A 13,938-nucleotide genomic window follows, 5' to 3' on the forward strand; every position below is an offset into this window, starting at 1 on the left:
GTCGCTTACTTCTTTGCCGGCTGCTGCTGGGGCTGGCCGCCTTGGGCCGCAGGGGCGGGATCGCCCTTGACCTGCACCCGCCCGCCGGGCGGCATCATCGCCAGCTTCTGCCAGCCATCGGTGATGACCCGATCGCCCGCCTTCAGCCCGGACTTCACGAGCCAGCTATTGCCGACCTGACCGGCAAGTTGCACCGGACGCGGCGCGGTCGAGCCGTGGGCGTTGACCACTGTCACATTCGCCCCGCGCTCACCGAACTGGATCGCGCGCGCCGGGATCAGGATGCCGTTGGGCGCCGTGCCGATGGCGATGCGCCCGCGCACGAACTGGCCGGGGACGAGCAGGCGTTCGCCGTTGGGAAAGACCGCGCGCAGCACCTGGGTACCCGTCTGCGGATCGACTGACGGCGCGGCAAAGTCGAGCGTGCCGGTTGGTCCGTAATCCTTGCCGTTGGCGAGGACCAGGCGCACCTCGACCTGCCGTAGCGGCTTCAGGTTGGTCTGACCGGCGCGTTCGGTCGCCAGCATGTCGAGCAGCGCCGTATTCGATTCGGTAAACACGGCGTAGATCGGCGAGGGTTGTTCGACCGTCGTCAGCAGCGTGCCCTGCGCAGCGCTGACCAAAGCGCCTTCGGTCACCTGTGCGCGACCGACCCGGCCGGAGATCGGCGCGCGGACGGTCGTGTAGTTGAGCTGGATCTGCGCGCGGGTCAGCGCCGCGCGGGCCTGCGCGACATCGGCCGATGCCGTGCGCAGCGTCGCCTGCGCCGCGTCATACTCCTGCCCGCTGACTGCGCGTTCGTTGACCAGGGGGGCGTAGCGACGAACGACCGATTGCGCGTTGGACTGCGCCGCCTGCGCCCGGGCGAGCGTCGCGCGCGCCTGTTCGACCGCGGCGCGCAGGTCGCGCGGGTCGATGGTGAACAGCGGCTGGCCGGCGCGCACGTCCGACCCTTCGGTGAAGAGACGACGCTCGATGATCCCATCGGCGCGCGCGCGAACCTCGGCGGTGCGCACGGCTTCGATCCGGCCCGGCAATTCGACGATATTCGGGACGGTCTCGGTCTTGACGGTGATCGCCTCGACGAGCGTCGGCGGCGGTGCGCCGCCCGGGGCACCGCCGGGGGCGCCCCCGGGAGCGCCGCCCCCGCCGCCACAGGCAGCGAGAGCGAGGAAGGCGAGGGTCGAAATCGAGCTACGGAAGCGGTTCGGCACGAGAGGTCTCCGGGGGTGGCGGCCGGGAAGGGGGTAAGCGGTACGAAACGGACAGGACGGGTCAGGGCGACGCGCGAGTGAGGGCGATCAGGGCATCGTGCAGATCAGACGATACGTCGGCCACGCCCTCGACCGATCGCATCGTCGACAACCAGATGCCATCGGCCGCGAGGCGCACGATCGCGCAGGGGATATTGTCGTCGGTGGCGGCATGGCGTTCGATCTGCGCAGCGACCCAGGTCGCCCAGCGATCCTGCAGCGCCGGATCCGCGATCATCGACAGGCACAAAGCGTGCGACGTCACCGAATCCCGAATGCATCGTTTATCAAAGACGCCGTTCACATAAGCTCGCGTGAAGCGGCCATGTGGTTCCGGGTCTGCCGCCATCTCCTCATCGATCGATGCCGCCGCAAACGCGATCATCGTCTCCAGCACGCCGTCGATCAGCGCGTCCTTGGTCGGGAAATGGTGAAACAGACCGCCCTTGGTCACGCCCGCGGCGCTAGCCACGCCATCGATCGTCAGGCGCGCGAGCCCCTTGTCGGCCAGCACCACCATCGCCGCGTCGATGATCGCGGCACGGACCCCTTCGGGATCCTTCTTCCGTTCATAGGCGTTCGGGGGACTCAACGAGCGACACCGGATCTTTGTTAAAACCGACCGTCCGGTATCTTTCGCTTTTACCTGCGTCAAGCGGTCTTCGCAACTGCAGCAAAACGCAGGATTTTTCGCCGGTGCGGCTCAGCGAATCGCCAGAAACGCGCCTGCGGCAGCGAATCCCAGCATCGCCAGCGTGACGACTCCGATCAGGATCAACGGCCGCGATCCCATTTTCATCAGTTGCGGCAGCGGGGACCGGATGGCCGTCGCCGCGACGGCACACGCAAGCATTGCGCCGGCAAGCGCCTCTGCACCATGTACGACCGGCGCCGGGATGATGCCTGTCGAATTGATCCCCGCGACGACGAAGAAGCCCACGACAAACCACGGCACGCCTTGGCTTCCCGTCGCGCGTTCGCTGCGGGGAAGGAACAGTGCCAGCACGGCGAGGACCGGGGCGAGCAGGGCGACCCGGGTGAGCTTGACGATCGTCGCGATCCGCCCAGCCTCCGGGGAATAGGAATAGCCCGCGCCCAGCGCCTGGGCGACGTCGTGAATCGCGCCCCCCAGCAGGAAGCCCGCGCGGCCGTCCGAAAAGCCCGCGGCGTGGGCGAGCATCGGATAGACGACCATTGCGGTCGCGCTCATGGCCGAAATACCGATAAGAACGAGGGTCAACTGCGCCTGGCTGATCCGTCGCGTGCTGAGCGTCGTCGCCACCGCCAGCGCTGCCGATGCCCCGCAGATCGCCACGGCACCGCCGACCAGCATGCCGAACCATTGATCATACCCGAACCGCTTCGCCAGCAGCACGGCCAGCGTTATCGTGCCGGCGACGACCACCACGATCGCCAGCAGCGCGGGCAGGCCCAGATCGGCGATCTGCCCCAGCGTCACCCGCGCCCCGACGAGGACGATGCCCCACCGCAGCAGGTCCCGAGAGGCGAAGCCCAGACCGGGGTGCAGCCGCTTGTCCGCAGACAGGAAATTGAGCGCCAGGCCGATAAGCAGCGCCATCAGCGTCAGCGGGGCGCCGTACCGGTCGGAGAGGAATCCCGCGGCGAGCGTCGCGGCGACGACGAGGGCCAGTCCGGGCAGATGTTCGCGCCAACCGACACGTGGCCCCTCGACGATGTCGCCGAACAGATCGGCGGCCATGGGGTAGGTTCGGCTAGTGTCGCTCACAATCGGCTGGCTAACACGGGTCGAACGCTTTTGGCAGGGGGCGCCTCATTGCCGAAACGCACCCAGGTCGATCCCGTGTCGCGCAACCTTGTCGTAAAAGGTCTTGCGCGGGATTCCGAGGTCGCCAAGCGCGGCGGCGACCCGCCCATTATGCCGGCGTAGCGCCGCTTCGATGAGTTCGGCCTCATAGGCCGCGACCCGTGTCGGCAGATCGCAGCCTTCACGCTCGCGCGGCGTGTCCGGCGCCAGGCCCAATACCGTCTCCAGCGCGAAATTGCGCAGTTCGCGGACATTGCCGGGCCAGTCATGCTCGCGCAGCCGCCGGCTCGCCGCTTCGGTCAGCGTGAAGTCCTGCTGTCCCAGTTGAGCTTTCGCTTCTTCCACGAAGGCGGCGAACAGCCGGAATGCGTCGCCGCCTCGTTCGCGCACCGGCGGCACGCGCAGGCGGACCGTATCGAGTCGGTAGAACAGGTCGGCGCGAAAGGTGCCGGCGGCGACCGCTGCGGCCAGGTCGGTCTTGGTCGTCGCGACGATGCGCAGATCGACCGCGGTCGGTCGTGGCTCGCCGATCGGATGCACCTCGCGTTCCTCGATCACCCGCAGCAGTCGCGTCTGCAGGGAGAGGGGCAGGGTATCGATCTCGTCGAGCAACAGCGTGCCACCGCTCGCCGCCACGATCTGACCTTCGCGCGACAACCGGGTGTGCGGCACGCTGTCGGCGGCATGGCCGAACAACTCCAGTTCGGCGAGGCTGTCGGGCAGCGCGCCGCAGTTCACCGCGATGAACGGCCGGCCGCGTCGCGGTCCCTGGCGGTGGAGCAGGCTGGCCACGAGTTCCTTGCCCGTGCCCGTCTCCCCTTCGATCAGCACGTCGACATCGGCGGCGGCCAGCTGGGCAATTGTGGTGCGCAATCGAACCAAGGCGGGGCTGTCGCCGATCAGCGGGCTGCCGGCCTGTGCCGCCTCCGCCTCTGCGACCAGGCGGCGGTTCTCGATGATCAGTCGCCGCCGCTCGGCCGCCCGGTCGATGCTCGCGGTCAGGTGATCGACCGCGAAGGGCTTCGTCAGAAAATCAAAGGCGCCGCGGTGAAGCGCCGAGACCGCCATGGGAACATCGCCGTGCCCCGTGACCAGGATGATCGACAGGTCGCGGTCGCGCGTCAGCACGGCGTCCAGGAAGGCGAGCCCGTCCATCCCGGGCATGCGAATGTCGGACACGATCGCACCGGCGAAATCGACCGGGATCGCGCCCAGAGCGGCCCGCGCGTCGGCGTGCGCCTGGACGGCATATCCCGCGAGCTCGAGCGCCTGCACGGTCGCGACGCGCAGCGCTTCGTCATCCTCCACGAAAATCACGTCGGTCATGCGGCCACCTTCAACGTCAGCGCGAATCGGGCGCCCGGGCCATCGGGGCGCAGGATCAGGTCTCCGCCAAATTCGCGGGCGATATCGCGCGCAATCGCCAGCCCGAGGCCGAGACCCGAAGGCTTGCCAGACGTAAACGGCGTGAACAGCGCGTCGCGGATGTCCGGCGCGACGCCCGGACCCGTATCGGCGACCGTGATCGTCATCGTGGACGCATTCGCTGCGGCATCGACGGTTATCCGTCCGTCGGCGTCGCCGATCGCGTCGAGTGCGTTCTGGATCAGGTTGACCAGTATCTGTTCGATCCGGACACGGTCGCCGACCAGTCGCATCGCCCGCACCGCCCCGTCCGCATGCACCGTGATTCGCCCTCGCGCGCGTTCGCCGATCAGGATCGACAGGCCGTCGAGGATGTCGCCGAGCGTGGCAATGCCGCCCGACGGCGTGCGTTTCCGGGCGAAGCCGCGCAGCTCGGCAGTGATCGTGCCTATGCGGTCGGCCAGCGCGACGATCCGGCCGAGATTCTCGCGCGCAGCCCCGTCGGCGCCCCGGTCGATCAGCGTCGCACCGTTCTCGGCAAAGGTGCGAATGGCGGCGACGGGCTGATTGATCTCGTGCGCGACGCCGGCGGTGATCTGCCCCAAGGTGCCGAGCCGGTTGGCCTGCGCCAGTTCCTCCCGCGCCGCGCGGTACCGCCGGTCCGTCGCGATCCGCTCGTCGGATTCGATCCGCAGCCTTTCGTTGGCGTCGCGCAGCTCGGCGGTGCGGGCAGCGACTTCGCGCTCGAGCCGGGCGTGGGCTTCGCGTTGCAGGCGACGCCGTTCGGCGGCGCGGACGAGCACCGCGCCCACGATTCCGGCGCACAGCATCGCGCCCAGCCCCCACAGCAGGGCGAGCGTGCGCGCCGACGTCAGGGCGGGAGCGAAGGGCGTCAGATGGATCAGACGCGCGCCGGCGATCGGGGCGTCGACGACGCCGATGCGAAAGCGCTCTGCGCCCGCAATGGCATCGCGGCCAGAGACGACGAGGGGGGCGGGCAGGGGGGTGATCCCGCCGAATTGCAGCGTGCGGCGCGCGGCCTCGGCAGTTGCGGGGGCGACCGGACCGATCGAGCGGAACCGCCAGTCCGCACGGCTGGTGATGAGCACGACATTCTGCGCACCGACGACGAAGCTCGCCCCGCTCGACCGCGCCCAGGCGGCCTCGACCGTATCAAATTCGACCTTCACGACGACGACGCCCAGCGCGCGGCCGCCGTCGTCCACCCGGCGCGCCAGATACAGGCCCGGCCGACCGCTGACCGTTCCCAGCGCAAACAGCTCCGACGCGCCGCGCCGCATTGCGTCGCGAAAATAGGGCCGGAAGCTGTAATTCTGACCGACGAAGCTGGTCGGGGTGCGGTAATTGCTCGCCGCCACAGTCCGGCCGTTCGCGTCGATCACATAGAGGTTCGCCGCGTCGGTCCGGGCGGCGAGCTGCTCAAGCCGCGCATCGAGCCGCCCCGGGGCACTGGCGGATCCAGATAGTGCGGCGCGCACGTCGGGGAATTCGACGAGGACGAGCGGGAGAAGACGGAATTTCTGCAGCTCGCTCGCCAGCAGCGCCGCGTGGGAGTTCGCTGTCGTCTCCGCCGCCGCGTCGGTCAGCCGCGTTGCCTGCGCGCGCGACCAGCGATCCCCGGCGAATATCGCCAGCGCGACGATGGCCAGCGCAATCAGCACCGGCAGCAGCCAGCGGCGGGGGGCAGGGCGACTCGTCATCTGTGCGGATTGTCGCACAAACGACGCAGGAGGCGCGCGACTTTTCTTCAGCGAAGGTACCCGGTTCCAGTCGAAATATGCAATTATCGCTAGTAATAACAACAGGATAGGTCGTTATAAGCGCTGACTTGGTCGACCGATCCCGCCCAAGATACACTCTTATCGAGCCGCGGTGCATGGACACCCGACTGACGAGAGGATGTATGATCGCGATACCAGACCGTTCTCCGGACGCCGCCGCGCTCCGCAAGGTCCCCTTCTACCGCCATCTCTATTTCCAGGTGCTGGTCGCGATCGCGCTCGGCGTGACCCTCGGCGCGGTCTATCCGGACGTCGGCGCGGCACTGAAGCCGCTGGGCGACGGGTTCATCAAGCTGGTCAAGATGGTCATCGCGCCGGTCATCTTCCTGACGGTCGTCACCGGGATTGCCGGCATGCGCGAACTGACCGCGGTCGGCCGCGTCGCGGGCAAGGCGTTTGCCTATTTCCTGTTCTTCTCGACGCTGGCGCTGATCGTGGGCCTGGTCGTTGCCAATGTCGTCCAGCCGGGCGCGGGGATGAACGTCGATCCGGCGACGCTGGATAGCAAGGCCATCGCCGAATATGCGACCAAGGCCCATGACACGACGCTGACCGGTTTCCTGCTCGATATCGTCCCGACGACGATGCCGTCGGCACTGACATCCGGCTCGATCCTCCAGACGCTGTTCGTCGCGATCCTGTTCGGAATTTCCTTGAGCCTGGTCGGCAAGCCGGCCGAACCGGTGCTCGACTTCCTCGAGCGCATTACCCTGGTGGTCTTCCGCCTGGTCGGCATCCTGATGAAGGCCGCTCCGATCGGCGCGTTCGGCGCGATGGCGTTTACCATCGGCAAGTACGGGCTCGCCAGCCTCGCCAACCTGGGCGCGCTTGTTGCGACCTTCTATCTGACCTCGCTGATCTTCGTGCTCGGTATCCTCGGCCTCGTCGCCTGGGCACATGGTTTTTCGATCCTCAAGCTGATCGCCTATCTGAAGGCCGAGCTGCTCCTGGTGCTGGGCACCTCGTCATCGGAAGCGGCGCTGCCGAGCCTGATCGGCAAGCTGGAACGCGCCGGCTGCGACAAGGGCGTGGTCGGGCTGGTCGTGCCGACCGGCTATTCGTTCAACCTCGACGGTACCAACATCTACATGACGCTGGCCGCGCTGTTCATCGCCCAGGCCACCGGCATCGAGTTGAGTTGGGGCGAGCAGGCCGCGCTGCTGGGCGTTGCCATGCTGTCGTCGAAGGGGGCGGCGGGCGTGACCGGCGCCGGCTTTATCACCCTGGCCGCCACGCTCAGCATCGTGCCGTCGGTCCCGGTGGCGGGCATGGCGCTGATCCTGGGTGTGGACCGTTTCATGAGCGAGTGCCGCAGCCTGACCAACTTCATCGGCAACGCGGTCGCTGCGGTCGTCGTCGCTCGCTGGGAAGGCAAGCTCGATCGTGCCCGACTGGCCGAGGTCTTGAACGACCGCCGCGTGTCCGATGCGGAGACGATCGACGAGGACGATGCGCTGGTGACTGTCCCGGCGACCTGATTTTCGACGACGACGCAAAATATCAAAATAAAACAAGACTTAGGGGAGATATCATGACCAAGACGGCAACCGCCCTGCGGGCGGGATCGGCGCTGCTCGCCCTCGTGACGGCAGGTACTGCTGCGGCCCAGACCGCGCCGCCTGCGCAGACCACCGAAAATGTGCCCGGCATCGCCGCCGCGACCGAACAGGACGACGGTCCAGCCCAGCCGACGCAGGACGTCGTGGTCGTCGGTACGCAGATCCGGGGCGCCAGCACGACTGCGGCGCTGCCGGTCACCCTCGTCGACGCGACGCAAATCGAGGCGACGGGTGCGTTGAGCGGCGACGAATTGTTTCGCGCCATTCCCCAGGCCGGGGATGTCACCTTTAACGAAGCGAACAACCCGCAGACGTCGAACGCGGCCCGCGGCGACGTCAATTCGATCAACCTGCGCAATCTGGGGGTCGGTAACACACTGGTGCTGCTGAACGGTCGTCGCCTGGTCCAGCATCCGACGAGCCAGGCCGGCGACGGTAATGTCCCGGTGCTCGGGTACAATTCCAACGCGTTGCCGGTGGCCGGGATCGAGCGGCTCGAAATCCTGCGCGACGGCGCAGCCGCTATCTACGGCGCCGACGCCGTTGCTGGCGTCGTCAACACCGTCACCAAAGGCAACGTCAACGGCGGCCAGATCGACCTGCGGGTCGGCGGGGCGGAGGGGACGCATCGCCGCGAATATCAGGCCACGGGGCTGCTTGGCACCGACTTTGCCAGCGGTCGGGGCAATGTGTCGGTCTACGCCGACTATACCCGCCGGACAGCGCAGCTGGCGGAAGACCAGTTCTACACCGCGACCGACAACCTGCTGGCCTATTTCGCCGACGATCCCCGCTTCGCCGGCAACCTGACCGCAGACGGCCGAGCGACGCAAAGCCCCTGGGCGAACCTGGCCGTGGTCAACGGCCCCGGCACGATCCGCCGCAACCCGGGCAATGTCGCTCTCACCTCTTCCGCCGGCGCCTTTCACACCCAGTCGGTGCTGAACCCGGGCTGCGCCGTAACGCTGAACGCCGATACCTGTCTGGGCAGCGGTACGCGTGCGACCGCGACGACGCTGCGCTCCGAGCGCTTTGATACGCGTCCGGGAACTACGGTCGCGCCGTCGATCCACCGCTTCAACAGCTTCCTGTCCGCACATTACGACGTGAGCGATCGCCTCACGCTCTACACCGAACTCGGCTATTACCGGGCGGATACGACGCGTATCCAGCCGCCGACGATCAACCTGAACGCCATCGTCGTGCCCGCGTCCAACTATTGGAATCCGTTCGGCCCGGTGACCTTCGCCAATGGCACGGCCAACCCGAACCGCATTTCCGGCCTGAGCAACGTTCCCGCCGCGGGGCTGCCCGTACGACTGTCGACCTATCGCTTCGTCGATGCGGGGTATCAGCGGGTCAACGTCGACAATTGGCAGTCACGCTTCCTGGGCGGCGCACGCGGCAGGATCGGCAGCTTCGATTTCGACAGCGCGATCCTCTATTCGGAAGCGCAGGCGACCGACGTGTCGAACGCCGTGAACATGACGCGACTGCAGCAGGCGTTGTCGCTGTCGACCCCGGACGCGTACAACCCCTTCTCGGGCGGCTGTTCGGCGACGCCGTCGCTGGGCGATTGCACGCCGTCCTCGCAGGCAACGATCGACAGCTTCACCTTCGACCTCGTCCGCCGCTCGAAGACCACGCTAGCGCTTGCCGACTTCAAGCTGTCGCGCGCCGATCTGCTCGCGTTGCCGGGTGGGAATCTGGGTCTGGCGTTCGGCATCGAGGGGCGCCGTGAAACCCAGCAGGACATCCGCGACGACAATCTTAACGGCACGATCCAGTTCGTCGACGCCGTGACGGGCGATCGCAGCCTGTCGAACGTTGCGGCGGTCAGTCCGACGCCGACGACGCGTGGTCGGCGGACGGTCTTCTCGGCCTTCGCCGAGCTCGCCGTCCCCGTGATTTCGCCCGAGATGAACATTCCGCTCGTGCAGCGCGTCGACCTGCAGATCGCCGGCCGGTACGAACATTACAGCGACTTCGGATCGGTCGCGAAACCGAAAGTCGCGGGCGCCTGGGACCTGACCCGGGGCTTCCGCATCCGCGGGTCCTGGTCCCAGGGCTTCCGAGCACCGAACCTGGAGCAGACGAACACCGTTCAATATTCGCGTCTGGGCTCCAACACCGATTTCTACCGGTGCGAAGCCGATCTCCGCGCACGCCGCATCACTAATTTCGGCGCCTGCGGACGCGGGGTCAGCTATTCGATCTTCATCGCCGGCAATCCGGATCTGAAGCCGGAGGAAAGCACGAACTGGTCGGCCGGCATCGTGCTCCAGCCCGATTTCCAGAACCCGAAGCTCGGCAAACTGACGATCACCGCGGACTATTGGTCGATCCGGCAGGAGGGGATCGTCGGTCAGTTCGGGCCGCAGAATGCGCTGGTGCTCGACTATTTGCTGCGGCTGCAGGGATCGTCGAACCCCAACGTCATCCGCGCCGCGCCGACCGCGGACGACACGCCGGTCTTCACCGGCACCGGGCTCGCCACGGCCGGCGTCGTCACCCAGATCAACGACCGGTTTACCAACCTGCTGCCGCAGACGGTCGAGGGGCTCGACCTAGGCCTGCTTTACAATGTCCGCACCGGCATCGGGAAGTTCGACCTGTCGGTGAATGCCGCCCATCTGATCAAGTTCAGCCGCGACACCCCGCCGGGCGTCACCGAGCTGTTCGACGCGCGCGCGACGGGGACTATCAACGCCGCCACGCCGCTGACCGATGCGACGAATCTGATCGAGCAGCGTGGGCGCCCGAAGTGGCGGCTGACCAGCTCGCTGACATGGAGTCTGAAGCGGTTTCAGATCGGCGGGTTCGTGAACTACACCGCCGACGTCAACGACACGAACTTCCTCGATGCCAATGGTCTGCCGTACGTCGTGAAGGGGCAGGCGACGGTCAATCTCTACGCCCAATATCGGTTCAAGGGCGGGGTGCTCGACGACACGCGGGTGCGGATCGGTGCGCGAAACCTGTTCGACGTTCAGCCGCCGATCACCGCAGATGGCTATCTTGGCTCGCTCTATTCGCCCTATGGACGCTATCTGTATGCGACCATCAGCAAGAGGTTCTGACGTGAAAGCTGTTCTACTCGCGCTGGCGACCGCGATGGTCGCCGTTCCGGCCACCGCTCAGGTCGCGCCGGCGCCGGCTCGGCCGGTGGCCGCTACCGCCCCGCGCACGATCCTGTTCATCGGCAACAGCTTCACCCAGGGCGCGCACTCGCCGGTGCGCAATTACCGTGCAAGTACGGTTACCGACCTGAACGGCGATGGCTTCGGCGGCGTGCCGGCCTTGTTCAAGTTCTTCACCGAACAGGCCGGCCTCAACTATTCGGTCAGCCTGGAAACACAGGGCGGTCGTTCGCTCGGCTTTCACCTGACCGAGCGGTCTGCGCGCTTCAATCGCCCCTGGGACGTCGTCGTTCTGCAGGAATATTCGACGCTCGATCGTCAGCGGCCGGGCGACCCGTCGGCCTACATTCGCGATGCCGGTGCACTGGCCGCGATGTTTACCCGCGCCAACCGCAACGTCGACGTGTTGCTGATGCCGACCTGGAGCCGGGCGGATCAGGTCTGGCGGCCGGGCAGTCCGTGGTCGGGGACGCCCGTCAACAAGATGGCGGACGATCTGTTCACCGCGGCGATGCGCGCCAAGGCGGCGTCACGCGACATCGATGGGATCATTCCGGTCGGTCTCGCGTGGAACCGCGCCTTCTCCGCCGGCGTCGCGGATCCGAACCCCTATGACGGGGTCGCCTTTGGTCAACTCGATCTCTGGGCCTACGACCAATATCACGCAAGCACGGCGGGCTACTATCTGGAGGCGCTGACCGTATTCGGTCGCGTCACCGGGCGCGATCCACGGACGCTGGGTGCGAACGAGCGGGCCGCCGACGAGCTGGGCCTGTCGAATGCCCAGGCTACAGCCTTGCAGCGGATCGCCTTCGAAACCTTGCAGGCGGAGGGGCGGCGCTAACGCCCCCCCCGCCTGCGGGATCAGAAGCCGAACCGCACGGTCGCGCGGAGGTCGCGACCGCTCAGCGGCGCGAAATCCTTCAGCACGCTCGGGTGACGCCGGGCGAGCTGGTCGAAGATGTTGTTCGCGCTCAGCATCAGTATCGTGCGATCATTCTCGAACGGCTTGAACGACAGCGACGCGTTGACCAGCGTGTAGCCATCGGTCGGGGTTTCGAACGCGGCGACGCGATCCTGCGAGAACGCATGCTCGACTTCGGCGCGGGCGGTCAGTTTCGAACCCTGCGCTTCGATCCCGCCCAGCAGTCGGAGCGGCGGGATGCGCGGAACCGGGCCGCTGCCCGTCACCGTCGCACGAACATAGTCGCCCAGGACATCGGCGTTGATCGCGTAGGACCCGATCTGCGCCAGACGGAGCGATGCATCGGCCTCGAACCCGTAATAGCGCGCATCAGCCTGGGCATAGGCGAAACACGGCAGGTCGACGTCGCGGCCCGATGGTGCAGCGGCCGCTTCACAGACGGCCTGTTCGGTCTGGTTTTCGAAGATATAGTTGCTGAACCAGCTGTGATACGCCGAAGCGTCGAAGCTGAAGCCGTCGCCATGCGCGTGCAGCGTCGCTTCCAGGCCCCAGGATTTCTCGGTACGGAAATTCGGGTTGCCGAGTTCATAGGCTTGCGTGCCGGCATGCGGTCCGTTGGCGAACAGCTCTTCGGCCGACGGTGCTCGTGCGGTCCGCGATCCGTTGATGCCGAGGCGAACGTCGGGTGCGATCTCGACCGACGCCCCGAGCGAGCCCGACAGCGTTTCGAAGTTCCGCTTGCCCGAGAAGAACCGTGTATCGCCCGCAACGACGCGGGTCGCGTGATCGGTCAGTTCGTAGCGCAGGCCGCCCTCTGCCTTCACCCCGCCCAGATCGAACTGCTGCAGCGTGAACAGGCCGATCTGATTGGTTTCCGCTTTGGGAATGAACGCCTCGTCACCGATCGCTTGGAACGTGCGGTTGAAATATTGGACGCCGCTCGCCCCCTGCCAGCCGCCACGACGCGCCTGGACGAGCTCGAGACGGGCTTCGGTCCCCTTGTTGTAGAAGGCGGTACCGACCTCGCCATCGGTCTCCAGTTCGAAGTGACGATAATCGGCATGGCCGGCGCGCAGGCGGATGCGGTCGAGGAAACCGCCGCCCGTCTGGACCTCGGCGCGCAGGTCGACGCGGTTCTGGACGACATCCAGGCGGGGCGCTTCCTGCTCCTGCCCGACCTCGGTCGCATAGCGGATCGGCACGCCGTACAGGCTGTCGTAATGGCCGTAGGAGATGCCGAGCATCCCGGTGTCGGTGATCAGCGATGCGCCGACGCCGGCGGTCCAGGTTTCCGCGGCCGTGTTGGGGATGCGGCCGCGCAGATTGGCGCTGGCGGCGAAGTCGATCGGATCCTCGTCGGGGTCCTGCGGGCGACCGACCTGCGACAAAGCCGCGGCCCGCGCCGCGGGGCTCAGCAGATAGCCGCGCCCGATCCGCAGATCACCGGTCTTCAGATACGAGCCGTCGGCATGAAGGACGAACTTGTCACCCAGCGCGACGTCGCCCGCGACTCCGCCCGAGCGCTCGTCGGCGGCACTGCCATAGGCTGCGCGGCCGTCGACGCGGAAGCCGTTCTCTGGAATGCGGCGCGGAATGCGGGTGTCGATGACGTTGACCACGCCGCCGACCGCCGACGATCCGAACAACAGCGCGGACGGGCCGCGCAGCACTTCGATACGCTCGGCGAGCAACGGGTCGATGATGACGGCGTGATCGACCGAGGTGTTGGACACGTCGATCGAGCCGATGCCGTCTGTCAGCACGCGAACGCGCTCACCCTGGAAGCCACGCAGGATCGGACGCGAGGCATTGGGACCGAACGAGGTTGCCGACACGCCCGGCTGGCGCGCGAGCGTTTCGCCGACCGTCGAGCGGATATCGCGGGTCAGTTCCTCGCCAGTGACGACCGACGTGCCCTGCAGCACATCGCGTTCGCTGGTCAGCACCGGGGCGGTGATGATGATGTCGCCGCGGTCGGACTGGGCGACCTGTCCACCGCTCGTCTGCGCAATCGCAGGCGATGCGAAAACGAGGGGAAGCGCGGAGGCGAGGAGCAAGCGATACGACATGACGGCCTTTCGTCGGGAAATCCGACGGCCGATTACGCG

Annotated in this window: 9 protein-coding genes; 3 read left to right on the forward strand and 6 right to left on the reverse strand. The window is 66.9% G+C overall.

Going from position 1 to position 13,938, the window contains the following annotated elements; genetic code table 11:
* Positions 1 to 5 precede the first annotated feature (5 nt).
* The 5 genes from JW805_07375 to JW805_07395 form a co-directional block, all read right to left on the reverse strand.
* Positions 6 to 1,214 (reverse strand): efflux RND transporter periplasmic adaptor subunit, encoded by a 1,209-nt coding sequence (locus tag JW805_07375; GenBank protein MBN2971834.1) that lies wholly within the window; start codon positions 1,212 to 1,214, stop codon positions 6 to 8.
* Between the two features lie 61 nt (positions 1,215 to 1,275).
* Positions 1,276 to 1,845 carry a TetR family transcriptional regulator gene (locus JW805_07380; protein MBN2971835.1) on the reverse strand — a complete coding sequence of 190 codons (570 nt, stop codon included), beginning with the start codon at positions 1,843 to 1,845 and terminating at the stop codon, positions 1,276 to 1,278.
* A 111-nt stretch (positions 1,846 to 1,956) separates the two neighbouring features.
* Positions 1,957 to 2,973 carry a putative sulfate exporter family transporter gene (locus JW805_07385; GenBank protein MBN2971836.1) on the reverse strand — a complete coding sequence of 339 codons (1,017 nt, stop codon included), beginning with the start codon at positions 2,971 to 2,973 and terminating at the stop codon, positions 1,957 to 1,959.
* Positions 2,974 to 3,045: 72 nt separating this feature from the next.
* On the reverse strand, positions 3,046 to 4,365 hold the full coding sequence (locus JW805_07390; GenBank protein MBN2971837.1) for a sigma-54-dependent Fis family transcriptional regulator: 1,320 nt from the start codon (positions 4,363 to 4,365) through the stop codon (positions 3,046 to 3,048).
* Positions 4,362 to 6,125, reverse strand: coding sequence for a sensor histidine kinase (locus JW805_07395; protein ID MBN2971838.1), 1,764 nt, complete (start codon positions 6,123 to 6,125; stop codon positions 4,362 to 4,364). Before JW805_07395 ends, JW805_07390 begins: the two co-directional genes overlap by 4 nt.
* Before the next feature lie 203 nt (positions 6,126 to 6,328).
* On the opposite strand from JW805_07395, the gene JW805_07400 reads away from it, so the two are divergent.
* Genes JW805_07400 through JW805_07410 form a run of 3 tightly spaced genes read left to right on the forward strand, consistent with a single transcriptional unit; the run spans position 6,329 to position 11,749 of the window.
* On the forward strand, positions 6,329 to 7,684 hold the full coding sequence (locus JW805_07400) for a dicarboxylate/amino acid:cation symporter (GenBank protein ID MBN2971839.1): 1,356 nt from the start codon (positions 6,329 to 6,331) through the stop codon (positions 7,682 to 7,684).
* Between the two features lie 53 nt (positions 7,685 to 7,737).
* A complete protein-coding gene (locus JW805_07405; GenBank protein MBN2971840.1) occupies positions 7,738 to 10,845 on the forward strand; it encodes a TonB-dependent receptor in 3,108 nt (1,035 codons plus the stop codon).
* A gap of 1 nt (position 10,846) precedes the next feature.
* Entirely contained in the window at positions 10,847 to 11,749 is a 903-nt protein-coding gene (locus tag JW805_07410) for a PEP-CTERM sorting domain-containing protein (protein ID MBN2971841.1), read from the forward strand.
* A 20-nt stretch (positions 11,750 to 11,769) separates the two neighbouring features.
* Here the strand turns inward: JW805_07410 and JW805_07415 are convergent, their stop codons facing one another.
* Positions 11,770 to 13,899, reverse strand: coding sequence for a TonB-dependent receptor (locus tag JW805_07415; GenBank protein MBN2971842.1), 2,130 nt, complete (start codon positions 13,897 to 13,899; stop codon positions 11,770 to 11,772).
* Positions 13,900 to 13,938 lie beyond the last annotated feature (39 nt).

Source organism: Roseomonas aeriglobus, assembly GCA_016937575.1.
GTDB classification, from domain to species: domain Bacteria; phylum Pseudomonadota; class Alphaproteobacteria; order Sphingomonadales; family Sphingomonadaceae; genus Sphingomonas; species Sphingomonas aerigloba.